Genomic DNA, 20222 nt, shown 5'->3' on the forward strand with positions numbered 1-20222 from the left:
CACCCGCACCACTCACACGAAGAAGAGGTTGCCCTCGTGACCGCCGAGTCGCTGGACGTCGTCGATCTGCTCGACCAGTGGAACAACCACACGACACCGGAGCAGCGTGTGACGGTGCCCGCGTTGATCACCGCGCAGTGGGCGCAGACCCCGGACAGGGTGGCCGTCGTCGACGGAACCCGGCAGCTGACCTACCGCGAACTCGAAGCGCGCACCGTCGCGCTGGCGCACACACTGCTCGATCACGGGGTGACCTCCGAAGACGTTGTCGCCGTCGGTCTGCCGCGGTCTGCCGAGATGGTCGTCTGCGTGCTGGCCGCCATGATCGCAGGCGCGGCCTTCGTTCCCGTCGACCCCACCTGGCCGGCGCAGCGCCGCCGCCAGGTGCTCGCCGACGCCGGCGTTCGATGCGCGGTCATCACCCCGTCCGATCACAGCGACTGGGGTGTCGACACCGTCACGCTCGACCTCCACGACCGGCGGCTCGACGACCAGTCCACGACACCCCCGGACGTGCCGATCCTGCCCGGCGGGCTCGCCTACGTGATCTTCACCTCCGGGTCGACGGGCAAGCCCAAAGGGGCGATGATCCGCCACGAGGCCATCGCCGAACGCCTGCTCTGGCAGCGTGACCACATCCTCGGATTCGGCCACGATGACGCCGCGCTGTTCAAAGCACCTCTGTCCTTTGACATCTCGGTCAACGAGATCCTGCTGCCTCTGATCAGCGGCGGTCGCGTGGTGATCGCCGCCCCGGACGCCGAGAAGGATCCGGAGTATCTGCTCGAGCTGATCGCCACCGAGCGGGTGACGTTCGTCTACCTGGTGTCCTCGATGCTGGACACCCTGCTCGAACTCGACCGACTCAACAGCGCCGACGGCGCGCCCGGGGCGCTGACGTCACTGCGCCACGTGTGGTGTGGCGGCGAGGTCCTCACTCCGGGCCTGTTCGCCCGGTTCCGGCGCCAGCTCGACACCACGCTCTACCACGGGTACGGCCCGGCCGAGGCGACCATCGGCGTCTCGCATGTGATCTACCGGGACACCGCCGAACGGATCGCGACCTCTATCGGCAGACCCAACCCGCACACCCAGCTCTACGTCCTCGACGACGCGCTGCAACCGGTTCCGCCGGGAGTCGGCGGCGAGCTCTACGCCGCCGGCTTCCTGCTGGGCCGCGGATACGTCAACGCCCCGTCGCTGACCGCTTCCCGATTCATCGCGAACCCGTTCGACACCACCGGGGCACGCATGTATCGCACCGGCGACCTGGCCCGCTGGACCGACGACGGCACCCTGGAGTTCCTCGGCCGCGCCGACAACCAGGTCAAGATCCGGGGTCGTCGCATCGAACTCGAAGAGATCGAAACCCACCTCGCCGAGCATCCCGCGGTGCGGCGGGCCGTGGTGGCGGTGCACCGGCAGGGCGCCGCAGACCGCCTCATCGGCTATCTGGTCACCGAACCGGGCGCCGTCCACGATGCCGCCCTCCACGGCGAGGTGTCCCGGTGGTGCCTGTCCCGGCTGCCCGAGTACATGGTGCCCACCGACTTCGTCGCCCTCGACGCGATCCCCCTGACTGCCAACGGAAAGACCGACCGCGCAGCGCTGCCCGCACCGCCGGTGCGTGAGGACCACCGCCGGCGCGCACCCCGCACTCCCCGCGAAGAGGTTCTCTGCCGGGCCTTCGCGGATGCTCTCGACCTCGACGAGATCGGCGTCGACGACGACTTCTTCGGACTGGGCGGCGACAGCATCGTCGCGATCCGCGTGGTCGGCCGCCTCCGGGCGCATGGCTTCTCGCTGCGGCCCCGCGACCTGTTCACCCACCGCACCGTCGCCGCACTCGCACCGCTTCTCGTCGACGCAGCACCGGTGCCCGCCGACGTCGAGCCGATCGACCCCACCGGGCCCCTGCCCGCGACGCCGATCCTGCACTGGCTCGACGAGGTAGCCGACACCGGCGGAACCGGCGCGACGGCGATGCGTGGCTTCTATCAAGGCATGTCGTTGATCACCCCGCCCGATCTCGACGAGGCCGTCGTCCGCCGGCTCGTCGACGCGGTGTTCGCCCGACATCCGGTGCTGTGGGCGTCGACACCCGGGGCGGCCGCCCGCCTCCAGATACCCGCGACCGCACCGCGCACCCCGCTCCTCACCGCACCTCTGGCAGAGGGTGTTCCGGCGATGCGCGACCGTCTGGTCGAGCTTCTCGATCCGGCAGCCGGGATCATGGTGGCGGTCGGTTGGCTGACCGGCGGCACCGCCAGTGGCCGGCTCGTCATCGTCGCTCACCACGTCGTGGTCGACGGCATCTCGCTGCGCATCCTGGCCGATGACTTCGCCGCCGGCCACCGGCAGCTCGCCGCGGGCGCCGAGCTCGAACTCCCACCGACCCGCACCGCGTTCCGCGCCTGGGCGACACACCTCGCCGAGGCCACCGCCCACGGTGTGTTCGACGCCGACCGCGACTACTGGCTCGACACCGTCGCCGGCGATGCGGCTGACGAAAAGTGCTGGACGGTCTTGCCTCTGGACCCTCGGCGCGACACCGTCGCCACCGAAGAAAGCCTGACCGTCACGCTGTCCCCCGCAGCTACCGACGCGGTGCTCTCCTCAGTGCCCGAGCGGATCCACGGCCACGTCAACGACGCACTGGTGGCCGCCCTGTTCCTCGCGCTGCGCGAGTGGCTCACCGACCGCGGGATCGACGACACCGACACGGTCACGATCGAGATGGAAGGCCACGGCCGCGAGGCCGGCCGGGTCCGTGATGTCGACCTGTCCGACACCGTCGGCTGGTTCACCACGCTGTATCCGGTCCGGCTGGGCGACGGCGGTGCCGACTGGCGCGCCGCGCTGGCCGGGGGCCCGGCCCTGGGTGCGGTGGTGCGCTCGATCAAGGACCAGCTGCGTGCCGTCCCCTCGCACGGCCTGAGCTACGGCGTGCTGCGCCATCTTGGGGGCGTGGCCGAGCTCGCGGCCACACCGCAGGTTCTGTTCAACTACCTCGGCCGCTTCGATGCCACCGACGGGCCGTGGACGTTCGACGAACACGGGGTGCTGGAGGGTCGCGACCCCGCGATGCCGCTTCCGCGCCTACTGGAAATCAACGCCGAAGCCGCCGACACCGGTGACGGGCCGGTGCTGCGTGCCACCTTCAGCTGGCCGGGTCACGTGCTCGACATCGCCGAGGTGAATGCTCTGGCCACGCGGTGGATCACGCTGCTGGAGCAAATCGCCGACAGCGACGACGTCCGCGGTCACAGCGTGTCGGATTTCGGCGGCGTGGCACTGAGCGATCCCGACGTCGTCGACTTGGAGCAGCGATATCCCGGGCTGCGCGACGTGTTGCCGCTGACGCCTGTCCAGCAGGGCATCTATTTCCATTCGACATTCAGCCGGCACGCCGATCCGTATCTCGTGCAGCAGATCGTCGACATTCACGGGCCACTGGATGTCGAACGCTTCCAGCGGGCAACCGACGTCGTCGCTGCGCGCCACCTCGCGCTGTCCGCGGCGTTCGTCACCCTCGCCGACGGCACGCCGGTCGCCGTGCACGCCCACACTCCGGCACCGGATTTCAGCGTCGTGGACGCCCGCGGCGCAGACGCCGACGCCGTGGTCGAACGGTGCGCGGCCGCGGACAGACGCCGCGGCTTCGACCTGACCCGCCCGCCACTGACGCGGTACACCCTCGTGCGCCGCGACGACGTGCGGACGACGATGGTGCAGACAGTGCACCATCTGGTGGCCGACGGGTGGTCGGTGCCGTTGGTGCTACGGGACCTGCTCATTGCCTACCAAGACACCGAGTTCACCACTGCTGCAGTATCTTTCAGGGACTTCACGACGTGGCTGGCTCAGCGTGACACCGTCGCCGATCACGCCGCGTGGGCGCCCGTGCTGGCCGGCATCGACGCGCCGACCCGGGTCGCGGCAGCTGATGGCACGGCCGGCGACGACGCCATGGGATTCGGCCGGCGCGAGCGTGGCCTGGGAGATCGCGACACCGTCGCGTCCGCCGCCTCCGCAGCCGGCGTGACCGTCAGCACGTTCCTGCACACCGCGTGGGCGTTGACCATCGGGCGTCTGACGGGTCGCACCGATGTGACGTTCGGCTCGGTGGTGTCCGGCCGCGACGCAGATCTGCCCCGCATCGAGCAGATGGTGGGGCTGCTGGTGAACACCATCGCCGTTCGCGTCCCGTGGGCACCTGAGGAGTCCGCCGGTACGGTCGCCGCCCGCCTCGGCCAGCAGGAGGCGGCACTGCTCGGTCACCATCACCTCACTCTGCCGGAGGCTCATCGCATCGCCGGCGTCGACGAACTCTTCGACTCGCTCGTCGTCATCGAGAACCTCGGCTCCGCCGACCTTTCCCGTGGTGACCTGAGCTTCGGCGAGATCAGGGTCATCGAAGCACCCCACTACGCGCTGACAGTCATGATCACCGTGCGCGATGCGCTGTCGATGACCGTCACCAACTCGCGCAGCGACATCTCCGACGACTTCGCCGACACTGTCGCGACCGTGTTCGCCGAGGTGCTGACGGCCATGGCGGCCGACCCTGACGTGCCCTGCGCCCGTGTCCCGATCGCCCCGGCAACTGATTCGTCACCCGAGCAGGCCGCAGGCACCCCCACCGAGCTCCTGGACGCCGCCGCACGCACGCGTCGGCACGAGGTCGCGCTGCTGACCGCCGACGGTGCTGTGACGTTCGGCGCCCTGCGCTCCCGTGCCGCCGCCATCGCCGCACATTTGCTCGAGGCGGGCGTGGGGCGTGGTGACGTGGTGGCCCTGGCGATGTCGCGGTCCACCGACCTGGTCGCAGGCCTGTGGGCGATCACGTTGACGGGTGCGGCCTACCTCCCCGTCGACCTCGGATACCCCGCGGCGCGAATCGCTTTCATGATCGGTCACGCCCGCCCGCGCGCCGCGCTCGTCGACGCCGCCGGTCGCGGCGTCATCCACCCCGCGCTGCCCCAGGCCACCGCACTGATCGACGTCGCCGCCGTCGGTGAGACGGACCACCGGTCGGACCACGACGTCAGTCCCGCCCCGGTCGGTCCGCACGACGCGGTCTCCGTGCTGTACACCTCTGGTTCGACCGGGGAGCCCAAGGCGGTCGTCGGTACCCATGGGGCGCTGGCGAACCGCCTGCGGTGGGCGATGAGCGCCTGGCCGGCAGAGCGTCGGCTGGCCAAGAGTTCACTGTCGTTCATCGACGGCACCACCGAACTGCTCGCAGGGTTGGCGGCCGGTGCGTGCACCGTGCTCGCCGACGACCACGCCGCTCGTGACGGGCGCGCTCTGGCCGGGTTGATCGCCGACCACGACGTCCACCAGATGCTCGCCGTTCCGTCGCTGGCGGCGGCCCTGGCCGACGATCACCGCGACGACGTCGCCGCGGTGCGCCGGTGGATCGTCAGCGGCGAGCCACTCACCGCCGCCGATCTCTCGTCGTTGCGCGGTACCGGTGCGACCGTCGTGAACTCCTACGGATCGTCCGAGGTGACCGGTGACGTTCTGGCCGGGGAGCAGCTCGCCGACACGGTCACCCTCGGAGCGCCGGTACCCGGTGCGCTCGTCCGCATCCTCGATCGGCACCTGGGCGAGCTACCCGGCGGTGTGATCGGCGAGATTTACGTAGGCGGAACACAACTGGCGCGCGGCTACCTGGATCGGCCGGCGCAGACAGCAACCCGGTTCGTCGCCGCGCCGGGCGGGCAGAGGGTGTACCGCACCGGCGACCTGGGCGCCTGGCAGCCCGACGGCACCGTGGTCTTCGCGGGACGCTCGGACGATCAGCTCAGCATCAACGGCCACCGCGTCGAGCCCGGCGAGATCGAGACGGCGCTGCTGCGCCAGCAGGGCGTGGTCGATGCGGCCGTCGTCGGTGTCGGTGCCATTCTGGCCGCAGTGGTCGTCCTCACGCCGGAGCCGCCGGATACCGAACACCTGCAGGCAGCATTGCGCGGTGAGCTCCCCGCTCATCTGGTCCCCGCGACTATCACCGCCGTTTCCGCCATCCCGTTGCTGCCCAACGGAAAACGCGACCACGCGGCCCTTCGCGAGGTGGCCCGACCACAGTCGACGGCCGCGCGAGCAGTCGCCGCCGATGCGCGGCAACAGGTGATCGTCGAGACGATCGCCGGTGTCCTCGGCTCCGACGCATCCGAGCTCGGGGCGGACACGGACTTCTTCGCCGCAGGCGGCGACAGCATCGCCGCGATCCGACTGACGAGCAGGCTTGCCCGCCAGGGCGTTTCGGTCACCGCGGAGGACGTATTCCGGGGACGCACCGCCATCGGCATTGCCGCGCTGGCCGCCGAGGGGACGACACACACGGACTCCTCGCCACCGTTCGCAACGGTCCGCCTGTCGCTAGCGACCCTGCAACAGCTGACCGCGGCAGAGGCACTCGACGACATCTGGGGGCTCTCACCACTGCAACACGGTGTCTACTACCAGTGCACGCTCGGCGACGACCTCACCTCCACCTACATCGCGCAGAACGTGTTCACCGTCGACCGCCGCATCGATGTCGAGGCGATGCAGGCCGCGTTCACCGCGCTGCTCGCCCGACATCCCCAGCTACGGGCCGGGTTTCGCACCGTCGAGCACGTCGAAGGCCGCCCCGCGGCCGATGCCAGCGCGGTGGTCCAGGTCGTGCTGAGCCAACCCCCCTCGCCGATCAACGTGGTGGACCTGGCCGACCGCGACGCGTCCGACGCTGCCGTCGCCCTGCAGTCCGTCATCGATGCAGACAGGACAACGCCGTTCGATCTCAGCGCCCCACCGCTGCTGCGGCTCACCGTGGTCCGCCTGCCCGGGGGCGACGACCGGCTACTGCTGACCTACCACTTCCTCCTGTTCGACGGTTGGTCCCGAGAACTGGTGCTGCGAGAGCTGTTCGCGCTGTATGACTCTCACGGACAACAGGGGGCCCTGGAGCCACGTCCGGGTGTGGTCACCGACTACCTACGCTGGCTCGAACGCACCGGTGAAACCGGCGCGCTCACCGCATGGGCCGACCTGCTCTCGGGGCTCGACGGACCCACGTCGGCCAGCGGACACCGACCCACCGAAGCTCCCGCCGACATCGAACCGGGCCGCATCGTCGTCACGGCCGACGAGCGGGTCACGACCGGATTGGCCGACACGGCGGCAGCTCTCGGAGTCACTCCCAACGCCGTTGTGACCGCCGCGGTCGCCGTGGTGACCGGGTATCACGCAGGCACCACTGACACCGTCGTCGGCACCACCGTGGCCGGACGACCCGGCGAACTCGCCGGTATCGACGAGACGATCGGGTTGTTCCTCAACACGGTGCCGGTCAGAGTCGACCTGTCCCCCGCGAAGACCCTGGCCGACGTGATCGGCGCGATCGCCGAGCAGCGGCTGACCATGATGGCCCATGACCACCTGGGTCTGGGTCAGATCCAGCGAGCGGCAGGTGATTCCGGTGCAGCGCTGTTCGATTCCCTTGTCGTGCTGCAGAACTTCCTCGGCGAGGGCACCTTCGTCGATCTGGATGCCGCACACGGCATCGTCGACGTCGACTACCACGACACCACCCACTTCCCGCTGACGTGGGTGCTGACGCCGGGTCGGCGTCTGACCGTGAAACTCGAATACCGGGTGGTCGACGACCAGCGCGCCCAGGAGATGGTCGACCGCCTTCTGGCTGTACTGCAGACACTTGCCGAGTCACCCACCACCGCGCTGGGTCAGGTGCCGATCGCGGCGGCGCCACAGGGCCATCGAGGCGCGAATCCTGTCGAGCCGGTCACGATCGCCGAGCTACTGGCGCACCAGGCCCGTCGGCGCCCAGACGACGTCGCACTCGTCTTCGGTGATGCGCACCTGACCTACCGCGACGTCGACCGGAGGGTGAACCAGCTGGCGCGTTTCCTGCGCGAGCGCGGTGCCGCCCCGGAGACGTTCGTCGCGCTGGCCCTGCCCCGTTCCCTGGACATGGTGGTCGCGCTGTTCGCCGTGCTGCGGGCCGGTGCGGCGTACCTGCCGCTGGAACTCGACCTGCCGCTTGGCCGGCTGCGCACCGTCGTCGCCGACGCCCGACCCACGCTGCTGCTCACCACCTCTGCCCAGCGCGAGCTCGCCGAGTGCGGCCGCGAGCACGGCGCTGAGGTCGTCGTGCTCGACGACGATGCAACGCGCGACATCCTCACGGCCACATCATCGGATCCGCTCGCGGCCGCCGAACTGGGCGACTTCGCCACCGGCGCGCACCGTCTGCAGCATCCGGCCTACCTGATCTACACGTCGGGTTCCACCGGCACGCCCAAGGGCGTCATCACGGGGTACGCCGGGTTGACGAACATGTACTTCAACCATCGCGACGCGATCTTCGCACCGACCGTGCGCCGCGCCGGTCGGAGTCGGCTCGACATCGCCCACACCGTCTCGTTCTCCTTCGACATGTCGTGGGAGGAGCTGTTCTGGCTCGTCGACGGACACCGCGTGCACATCTGCGACGAAGATCTGCGGCGCGACGCGCCTGCGCTGGTCGACTACTGCCGCGAGCACGCCATCGACGTCGTCAACGTGACCCCCACCTATGCCCACCACCTACTCGACGCCGGGCTGCTCGACACCCACACCCCGGCGCTGGTGCTGCTGGGCGGCGAGGCGGTCAGCGAGCACGTCTGGTCGGTGCTTCGTGAGCATCCGGGAACCGCGGGCTACAACCTCTACGGCCCCACCGAATACACCATCAACACCCTCGGCGGCGGAACCGACGAGAGCGTGACACCCACCGTGGGTCGGCCGATCTGGAACACCCGCGCCTACGTGCTGGACCGTGCGCTACGGCCGGTGCCCGACGGCACCGTCGGCGAGCTCTACATCGCCGGCGCGGGGTTGGCGCGTGGCTATCACCGCCGGCCTGCGCTCACCGCGGCCTCGATGCTGGCCGACCCGTTCGTTCCCGGCGGACGGATGTACCGCACCGGCGACCTCGTCCGGCATCGGCCCGAGGACGGACTGCTCGACTATCTCGGCCGCGCCGACGATCAGGTGAAGATCCGCGGGTATCGCATCGAACTGGGTGAGATCGAGACCGTGCTGTCCGCCGCACCCGAGGTGGCCCGCTGCGCGGTGGTGGTGCGCACCCGAGCCGGTGACCCGCCGGTGAAAACACTTGCCGCATATGTCGTTCCGTCGCTCACGTCGATCGACGCAGTCGAACTCGCGGGCCGACTACATGCACACCTCTCGTCGGTGTTGCCCGCCTACATGGTGCCGACCCGCTACGGAGTGGTCGACACACTGCCGCTGACGGTCAACGGCAAACTGGACACCTCTGCCCTGCCAGAGCCCGTCGCTCCGACCCGGACTCAGAGCCGGGAGCCTCGCACGGAGCGTGAAGCGTTGCTGCTCGAGATCGTCGCGGCGGTGCTGGATCTCGACGCCGTGGGCCCCGATGACGATTTCTTCGCCCTGGGCGGCGACAGCATCTCCTCGATCGCCCTGTGCGGACGGGCCCGCTCGGCGGGACTGCACGTCACTCCGCGCGACGTGTTCCGGCGCCGCACCGTAGCCGCACTCGCCGCGGTCATCGAGGCCACGGCACGTCCCGTCGACACCACCCCGGTCGTCGTTACCGGTGATGTCGCGCAGACCCCGATGCTGGCCGAAACCGCCTCGGCGCTAACGCCGTTGGCGAACTTCTATCAGGCGATGGTGCTGGCGACTCCACCCGCGCTGACCGAGACGCACCTGCGCGAGATGCTCGCGGCCCTGCTCGACGCGCACGGCATGCTGCGGGCCCGACTCCGGGACCACACCGACGGCTGGCAGTTGACCGTTCCCGAGCGCGGGCCCGACACGGCCTCGATTCTCAGCCGCGCCTTCACCGCACTCGACGAGAACACCATCGCCGCCGTGACCGCCGACGCGGCAGCCCGGCTGTCCCCCCCTGACGGCGTGATGGTGCAGGCCGTCTGGCACGACGGGTCTGCCCCCGGGTCTGACCCCGGGCAGCTCCTGCTCGTCATCCACCACCTCGTCATCGACGGCGTGTCGTGGCGGGTGCTGGCCGACGATCTGCGCCAAGCATGGGCACAGGCACAGTCCGGCGGGGCGATTCACATCGAGGCCGAGCCGACCCCGTTCCGGACCTGGGCCGACGCGCTGTGCACCTCCGCCTCCTTCACGGATCAGACGGGGTACTGGGCCGAGGTCCTCGCCACCCCTGACCCCGATCTGGGCTCGCGGCCACTGGATCCGACTGTCGACCTCGCGCACACCGTGGCAACACAGTCGTACTCCTTGTCGGAGAGCACGAGTGCCGCAGTGCTGTCGGCAGTCCCGGCAGCCTTCCACGGCGCTGTCGACGACGTACTGCTCGCAACTCTGGCGATGGCGCTGCACCAGTGGCGCCGCACCCGCGGTCGCGCTGCCGGCTCGGCCGCCGTGATCAACGTCGAAGGACACGGCCGCGAAGCCGACGCCGTCGGCGTCCCCCTGGATCTGTCCCGCACCATCGGTTGGTTCACCTCCATCTATCCGGTGCGCCTGGATCCCGGCGATCTCGCGTGGGCCGACGTGCTGGCCGCCGGCGACCGCCTGGCCGCCGCGGTGAAAGCCGTCAAGGAACAGCGCAGAACCGTCCCTGATCGCGGCATCGGCTACGGCGTGCTCCGCCACCTGGATGCGGACACCGAGCTCACCGCACCGACCCCGCAGATCCTGTTCAACTATCTCGGCCGCTTCGCCGGGGGCACTGGCCGGGACTGGGACCCTGCGCCCGCCATCGGCGCCCTGCGCGAAGGTGTCGACCCCACGAACCCTGCGGTCACCCTCGAGATCACCGTGCTCGCCGAGGATTCGAGCGACGGTCCATCGCTCGGCATCACCCTGGCCTCCCCCGAGCAGCTACTCGATGCGCAGGCCGTCAGCGAGCTGGCCGAGCTGTGGCGGGCCGCTCTGGACGCCGTCGCCCGCTGCTCGGCGCTCACCGGCCGCACCCCGTCGGACTTCCCACTGGTGGCGCTCAGCCAGAGCGACGTCGACACCCTGGAGCGGAGCGGCGCTGTACAGGACGTTCTGCCACTTCTTCCGCTCCAGCAGGGCATGTACTTCCACGCTGTGTTCGGCGGCGGCTCCGAAACCTCTTCCGACACCGTGGACACGTACCGCATCCAGCAGATCGCGACGCTGTCAGGGCCCCTCGATCCCGCCGCGCTGAGGCGGGCCGTGCGGAGCGTCGTCGACCGACACCAGGCGTTGCGGGCCAGCTTCACCGAGCTGGAGGACGGCCGTCTCGCACAGGTGATCTGGTCCGACGTCGAGGTCGAGATCCAGACCAGGACAGGAGATCTCGACGAGATCGCCCGCCGGGAACTGGACCGCCCCTTCGACTTGGCCCAGCCGCCGCTGCTGCGGTACACCCTGGTGTCCCTGGCCGACGACGATCACCGGTTGATCCAGACGATGCACCACATCATCGCCGACGGGTGGTCCTACCCGGTGATATTCGGCGACATCGTGGCCGCGCACAACGCGGTGGTCGAGCAGCGGGCAGACTTCGAGGCGGTGCCGGTGACGCTGCGCGACCACATCGAATCGGTGCTCGCTCGCGACCACGACGCAGCCGTCGCGGTGTGGAGCGAGACGCTGGCCGACGCGACACCCACGCATCTGCTGGGCGACCGGAGCGCAGCAGCGAGCGGCGAACACCGCAGCATCACCCGGCATCTGTCGGGCGAGCTCACGGCCGCGCTCACCCACCTCGGCCGCGACCGCGGCGTCACGATGTCGGCGATCGTGCACGGCGCCTGGGGAATCCTGTTGGGCCGCTTGCTCGATCGCCGCGACGTGGTGTTCGGATCCACGGTCTCGGGTCGCGACGGTGATCTGCCGGGCGTCGAGTCCGTGGTCGGGTTGCTGATCAACACCATTCCCGTCGTGATGTCGTGGCAGCACGACACCACGGTCGGTGCTGCGCTGACCGACCTGCAGGACCGGCAGAGCGGCGTGCTGGACGCCCACCATCTCGGGCTGACCGAGCTGGCGAGAATTGCAGGTGCCCGGGAGCTGTTCGACACCCTCGTCGTGGTCGAGAACTTCCCTGCCACAGCATCGTCGGCAGGCCCCGATGCCTTGTCGTTCGACGGCTTCGTCGGCGCCGACGCCCCGCACTACCCGGTGGCCGTCGTCGCCTACCTCGGCGACCAGCTGACCTTCGAGATCTCCTACGACACCACGGTGATCGACCGCGACCAGGCTGATCGCTACGCCGATGACCTCGAGCGGATCCTCGCCGCGTGCGCCGAGGACGCCGACACCCCGATCGCCGCGCTGGATCCGGGTACCGTCACCGAGACTGTTTCCGAGCCGACCCACGCACCGGAACACACGCTGGCCCAGACCTTCTCGGATGTGGTCGACCGGCACAGCGACGCCGTCGCAGTGACCGATGAGGACGGTTCGCTGACCTACGCCGAACTGGACGCGCGGGCAAGCAGGGTCGCGGCCTTCCTCAGGGGGCTGGGCGTGCGCCCTGAATCGCGGGTGGCCGTGGCATTGCCGCGCTCGCGTGATCTGATCGTCGCGCTGGTCGGCGTCGCTAAGGCTGGCGCCGCGTACGTTCCGCTGGATCCGGACTCCCCCGAACCGCGGCTGCGTCACATCCTCAGCGACTCCGCGCCCGTGTGCGTCCTGACCGTCGGAGACCATCGACTACCCGACGTCGGTGTTCCTGCCGTCGTTCTCGCCGACGCCGAGAACGACGCACCTTCGGTGGACGCAGATCCCGAGCCCGGACTGGCCGATCATGCCGCCTACGTGATCTACACCTCCGGGTCCACGGGTGTCCCCAAGGGAGTCGAGGTCAGCCACCGCAACGTCGCGGCGCTCTTCGCCGGTGCAGCACAGCGTTTCGACTTCACCGCCGACGACGTCTGGACGATGTTCCACTCCGCGGCGTTCGACTTCTCCGTCTGGGAGATGTGGGGCGCCCTGCGCCACGGTGCCCGACTGGTCCTGGTAGGCAGCGCTGACGCACGGGACCCAGAACGCTTCCTGCGATTGCTGTCCGCGGAGCGGGTGACCGTGCTGAACCAGACGCCGTCGGCGTTCTATCCACTCGTCGACGCCGAGAAGCGGCTGCGCCCCGAGTTGGCGCTGCGTTACGTGATTTTCGGCGGCGAAGCGCTCGACGCCTCGCGGCTGGGCGGATGGCTCGACCGTGACGACGCAGGGCCGGCGCTGGTCAACATGTACGGCATCACCGAAACCTGCGTGCACGTCTCCCACCGTCGTCTGACACCGCGGGATGCCGCCGAACGCGGCGTCATAGGTGGCGCACTTCCCGGTCTGACGATGCACCTGCTCGACGAGCAGCTACGGCACGTGCCTGTCGGCGTCGTCGGTGAGATCTACGTCTCCGGTGCTCAACTCGCGCGCGGGTACGTCGGCAGACCTGGTCTCACCGTCAGTCGGTTCGTCGCCGATCCGCACGACGTCAGGGGCCGCCGGCTCTACCGCAGCGGGGACACCGCGATGCGGACTGCCACCGGCGAGCTGATCTATGTCGGGCGCTCGGACCATCAGGTGAAGATCCGCGGTTATCGCATCGAGCTCGGGGAGGTGGAGGCCGCACTGGCGACCCTGCCCGAGGTCCGTAACGCCGCCGCCGCGGTACACACGGACGACTCGGGACGGACCACTCTGGTCGGATACCTCGTCACTTCGCGACCACTCGCTATTACGGACATCAAAACTGCTTTGGCACAACGCATTCCGGGTTACATGGTGCCCGCGACGTTTGTCACATTGGAGGAACTCCCCTTGACCGTCAACGGCAAGCTGGATCGCGCCGCATTGCCGGCTCCCCATCACGCCACCGGAGCAGTCGAGGCGCGGCAGGGCGGAGCCGGGGCTCAGATCGCCGACCTGTGCAGTCAGATCCTGCGCGTGCCCGTCGGTGTGCACGACGACTTCTTCACGATGGGCGGCGACAGCATCGTGGCCATCCAGCTCGTTAACCTCGCTCGACGGGCCGGCATGCGCATCACCCCCCAGCAGGTGTTCACCGCACGCACCCCCGCAGCGTTGGCCGAAGTGGCTGCTCCAGACGCACCGCCGGCGGCGACAGTCGATCCGGCCGCGATGGCGGGCGAAGTCCCCTTGACGCCGATCGTGATGCGTCAGGCCGAACTCGGCGGCACCATCACCCGTTTCAACCAGAGCGAAATACTGCGGACACCGCCGGGCCTCACCGTCGAGGTACTGCAGTCCGCCCTGCGCGCGGTCGTCGCCCGCCACGACGCACTTCGGATGCGCCTGCTGCGCCCGGTACCCAGCCTGTGGTCGTTGGAGACCCTCGCCGACGGCGCCGCTCCAGTCACTCGCGTCGATGCATCGGACCTGACCGAGGACGAGCTCGCCGAGGCCATCGTGGCCGAGTCGAATGCCGCGGCTGACCGCCTGGATCCTGAGTCGTCGGCGATCCTGCAGGCCGTGTGGTTCGACCGCGGCTCCGACGCGCAGGGCCGCCTGGTCCTCGTGGTCCACCATCTGGCTGTCGACGCGGTGTCCTGGCACATCCTGATCGACGATCTCGCCGAAGCGTGCCGCCAGCCCGGGCGCGGCGCCGACGCGCTGCCCGAGGTGCCGACCACGTACCGCGCCTATGCGCGCGCAGTCAACGAGGAGGCCCAGCGGGCGTCTCGACTCGCGGAGTTCGAGCATTGGTCCGCCATGCTGGCTCCCGGCGGGGAACTCGACCCCGATGCACTGACCGTGGGACTCACGGTGGGCGCGACGCGCGACCACGAGGTCACACTCGGCGTCTCCGAGACGGCGCCGCTTCTCACCACCGTCCCCGCGCTGGCCAACGCCGACGTGACGGAGACACTGGTGGCCGCCCTGGCGGTCGCGGTGACCCGGTGGCGGCGTTCCACCGGTCGAGTGGCCGACGCACCCCTGGTCGTCGACCTCGAACGTCACGGCCGTGACCGCTGGGGGCAGGACCTCGACCTGTCCCGCACCATCGGGTGGTTCACCGCCATCGCACCCGTCCGACTGCCCTGCGGCGAGACCGATCTGGTGACGGCGCTGCGCGATGTCAAGGAAGCGGTGCGGTCGGCCGCCGACGGCGGCATCGGGTTCGGGCTGTTGCGCTACTGCAACCCGCGGACCGCCGCCGCGCTGGGCCGGCTACCGGCGCCCCAGCTGCTGTTCAACTATCTCGGGCGGTCGTCGCACGGGGACGGCGACTGGCAACCGGCACCGGAAACACTGTGCACCGATCCCGACCCCGACCTCGGCACGCCGTATCTGCTCGAGGTCAACGCCCACTGCGACGACACAGCGGCGGGCCCGCAGTTGCGTGCGGTGTTCACCTACGCCGACGGAGAGTTCTCCGAACGCGACGCCACCGACATCGCCGGCCACTGGGTCAGCGTGCTGCAGGAGCTCGGCGAAGCTGCCGGGAGCGCCGAACGCACCGTGACGCCGTCGGACCTCCCGCTGGTCACACTCGACCAGGATCAGGTCGACGCGGTACTCACCGCCGTGCCCGTCCCCGTCGAGACGATCTGGCCGCTGTCGCCGCTGCAGCAGGGCGTGTACTTCCAGGCGAGGTACTCACCGGCCGCGGTGTACATCGTGCAGAACGTCTTCGACATGGCCGACCCTGTCGATGTCGCCGCGCTGCAGAGCGCCTACGCACTGGTGATGAAGCGCAATCCCGTTCTCCGGTCGGCATTCTGGGCCGACGGGGTGCCCGAACCCGTCGCCGCGATCGCCGTCGATCCGCCGGTGGCCGTCGAGGTGATCGACCTGGCCGACGCTGCGGCCAGCTCGGCGGATATCGACTCGGAACTGGACCGCATCACCCGTGCGGACCGCGAGCGCGTCTTCGACCTGTCGTCGCCACCACTGGCGCGGTTCACGGTGGTCCGCACCGCGCGTGGCGACCGGCTGATCTTCAGCTATCACTTCCTGCTTCTCGACGGATGGTCTCGCGAGCAGCTGCTCAGAGAACTGTTCAGCGCGTATTCAGCGGCCCGCCAGGGCGAATCGGCCGACCTCCCCGTCGCCACCGCCGACTTCACGGACTACCTGGCGTGGCTCGCCGAGCGCGACACCGACGAGTCGACTCGTCGATGGGTGCAAGCGCTGGCCGGTCTGGACGGCCCCTCGTTGCTGGTGCCGTCCGCGGTGGGTACCGAGCCGACGCTCGCGTTGCGGCTGGAATTCCTCCTGTCCCCCGACCAGACCAGTGCACTGCGGGCCCGGGCACGCGAATGCGGCGTGACGCTCAATGCGGTCATCAGCACTGCGTTGGCGATGGTGATCGGCTACGAAACAGCGAGCTCGGACGTGGTGTTCGGGTCCACTGTCGCCGGCAGACCGACCGAGATCGACGGGATCGCCGACGTCATCGGCCTGTTCCTCAACACCGTTCCCACGCGGGTGCGGCTGTCTCCGGAGCGCCGACTGGACGACGCCGTGCAGGCTGTGCAGTCCGACCGACTGGCCCTGATGGACCACGAGTACCTCGGCCTGGGCAACATCCAGCGCGCCCTGTCCGCAGCGGACGGGTTCGCCTCGGGAACACCGCTTTTCGACAGCCTGTTCGTATTGCAGAACTTCCTCGATGACGACACCTTCACCGATCTGGAAACCGAGCACGGCATCGTCGGACACGACTCCGTGGACGCCTCGCACTACCCACTGACCTGGGTTGCGTCCCCGGGCAGACGGTTGTGGGTCAAGCTGGAGTACCGCCCGGACGTCGTCGACCGTGATCACGCCCAACGACTGCTCGACCGGTTGCAGCAGGTGCTCGAATTCCTCGCACTGGCGCGGGGAGCCGATCTCCTGGGCAGCGTTCCGCTGCTGCTGACCGACGAGCGATCACAGCTCTCGGCAGCTGACAGCGCGACAGATCGGCCCCTGCCGCCGGCACCGGTCACCGACCTCCTCGCGCAGCGGGCGCAGGTGTCGCCGGAGCTGACCGCATTGGTGTGCGGGAATCGCCGCATCGACTACGGCACCCTCCAAACTGCGATCGACCAGCTGGCGTGGACACTGCGTGAGAACGACATCGGCGAGGGCGCGACGGTGGCACTCGCCATTCCTCGGTCGATCGACGCCGTGGTCGCCCTGTTCGCCGTCCTGCGTGCCGGTGCGGCGTACCTGCCACTGGAATTGGACTATCCCGATGACCGGCTGCGGGTGATGCTCGACGACGCCCGGCCCGCCTGCGTGCTCACCACCAGCGCGGTGGCTGACCGGATCGGCGCGCTGTCGGGGCGAAACTGCCGACACCTGGTACTCGACGATCCCGCTGTCGCCACGACAGTGGCTCGCGCACAGGCAGAGTGGGACGGCTACACGCCGCCCCTCGACGGGTTGGCCTACCTGATCTACACCTCGGGCTCGACCGGCACCCCCAAGGGGGTTTCGACCCCGCACCGTGGCCTGACCAACATGCACCTCAATCACCGCGATGCGATCTTCGGCCCGGCGATCGCCAGGGCCGGCGGCCGGCGCATGCGCATCGCGCACACCGTGTCGTTCTCGTTCGACATGTCGTGGGAGGAACTCCTGTGGCTGATCGAGGGGCACGAAGTCCACATCTGCGACGAGGAGTTGCGCCGGGACGCCGAGGCTCTGGTCGCGTACTGCCAGCACCACGAGATCGACGTCGTCAACGTGACACCGACCTACGCGGGCCTGCTCTTCGAACAGGGTCTGCTCGATCCGCCGCACCCACCGGTCCTCGTGCTGCTGGGCGGCGAGGCGGTATCGGCGACGATCTGGAATCGACTGCGCGACAGCGACACCACGTACGGGTACAACCTCTACGGACCGACCGAATACACGATCAACACCCTGGGCGCCGGCACCGACGACAGCGCGACACCCACGATCGGCGCACCGATCTGGAACACCCGGGTGTACGTCCTCGACGCCTGGATGCGTCCGGTGCCCGACGAGGTGGCCGGCGAGCTGTACATCTCGGGAGCAGGGTTGGCACACGGGTACCGCGGTCGGGCGGACCTGACGGCCCAGCGATTCGTCGCGAACCCGTTCCGGTCCGGCGACCGCATGTATCGCACCGGTGACGTCGTCCGTCGTCGACGGGACGGAAACATCGACTACCTCGGCAGGTCCGACGACCAGGTGAAGATCCGGGGTTACCGTGTCGAACTCGGCGAGATCGAGGCCGCACTGCACGATCACCCGGCCGTCGCACAGGCGGCGGTGATCGCCACCCCGGACCCGTCCGGGTCGCACCGGCTCATCGCCTACGTCGTCGCACCCGGCGCCGCGGACGTTCCCGCGCAACTACGGAACCATCTGAAAACCATACTGCCGCAACACATGGTGCCTGCCGCCATCGGAGTGGTCGACATCCTGCCGCTGACCGACAACGGCAAACTCGACGTGCGGGCGCTGCCCGACATCGCTCCCGAGGTCGACGCCGGGCGCGCACCCGATACGGCAACCGAGCACGACCTGTGCGACTGCTTCGCCGAGATCCTGGGGGTTCCGATCGCCGGGGTCTACGCGGATTTCTTTGCACTCGGTGGTCATTCGTTGTCGAGTATTCGGTTGATCAGCAGGGTGCGGTCGGTGTTCGGGGTGGAGCTGTCGCTGCGGGATGTGTTCGACCATCCGACGGTGGCGGGGTTGGCCGACCTGATCGACGGTGCGTCCGCCCGGGCGCGCATCCGTCCGGAACTGGTCGCCCAGGACCGTCCGGCGCTCGTGCCGGTCTCGGCGGCCCAGGAACGCATGCTGATCGTCGACCGGCTCGCCGAGACCGGCACGGTCTACAACTATCCCCTGGTTGTCACGGTGGGGGCCGACTTCGATGTCGAGGCGTTCGTCGCCGCGGTGGGCGATGTGGTCGCCCGGCACGAGAGCCTGCGCACGGTGTTCACCGAACACGACACCGGCTTCGCCCAACACATCCTGGCCCCCGACACCGGTGCTCCGGTCGAGGTCCTCGACGACGACGCCACACCCCTCGACGAGCAGATCGAGCGGCTCACCGCCCACCGGTTCGACCTCAGTAGTGAGACACCGCTGCGCATCACGGTGATCCGCCACCCCGACCGCACCACCACCGTGGTGCTGCTGCTGCACCACATCACCACCGACGAATGGTCGGACGCACCCCTGCTGACAGATCTCGAACACGCCTACACGTCACGCCATTCCGGACAGTCACCGACCTGGGAAGCACTACCGGTCCAGTACGCCGACTACGCCCTGTGGCAACACCACCTGCTCGACCAGACCGCCGAGGAACATCTGCAGTTCTGGACCGACACCCTGGCCGACGCCCCCGACGAACTCCCCCTCCCCACCGACCGCGCCCGCCCCGCCACTCCCTCCGGCACCGGCGGCAGCATTGCCGTGGAGTTGGGCGCCGACACCGCCGCCGCGCTGCGCGATCTCGCGGCAACACATCACGCGAGCATGCTCATGGTGTTGCATGCGGCGGTGGCGGTTCTGTTGCGCCGGTTGGGTGCTGGCACCGACATCGTCGTCGGAACCCCGGTGGCCGGTCGCGACGACACCGCACTCGACGATCTCGTGGGCCTGTTCGTCAACACGGTCGTGCTGCGCACCGAGGTCTCGGGTAACCCGACCTTCACCGAGCTGCTCACTCGCATCCGCACCGACGATCTCGACGCGTTCGCCCACGCCGATCTGCCGTTCGACCGCATCGTCGAAGCCCTGAACCCACCCCGCGTTCCCGGCCGCAACCCACTGTTCAACGTCTTCATCGGTCATTACCGCAGGACTGATGACGACACCACGGCTTTCGGACTCCCGGCCCGCTGGCACGAACCTGCGATCAGTGCCGCGATGTTCGATCTCGGTCTGGCGCTGATAGAACACGCCGATGACAGCGCGACGCTGACGGTCGAGTACAGCGCCGACCTGTTCGACCGGGAGTCTGCGGTCGCGCTCGGCCGACGATTGAAGATGGTGTGTGACGCCGTCGCAGGCGACACCGGCATCCGTGTCGGCGATATCGACATCCTCTCTCCACAGGAGCGGACGCGCATCGTCGTCGAGCGTAACGACACGAAACATACTGTGCCGCAAACTGATCTGGCCGCGATGGTGTCTGCCCAGGCTGCTCGGACACCGTGGGCTGTTGCGTTGTCGTTCGAGGGTGTCGAGGTCACCTACGCCGAACTCGACGCATGGTCGAACCGCTACGC

General features: G+C 69.0%; 1 protein-coding gene. It reads left to right on the forward strand.

What is annotated here, in order from left to right:
• Nucleotides 1–36 precede the first annotated feature (36 nt).
• Nucleotides 37–20222: amino acid adenylation domain-containing protein (locus ACZYYX_RS20815; protein WP_463816483.1), on the forward strand; the 20186-nt coding region annotated here is incomplete at its 3' end.

The sequence above is a fragment of the Mycobacterium sp. IDUB_1 genome, from assembly GCF_055419625.1.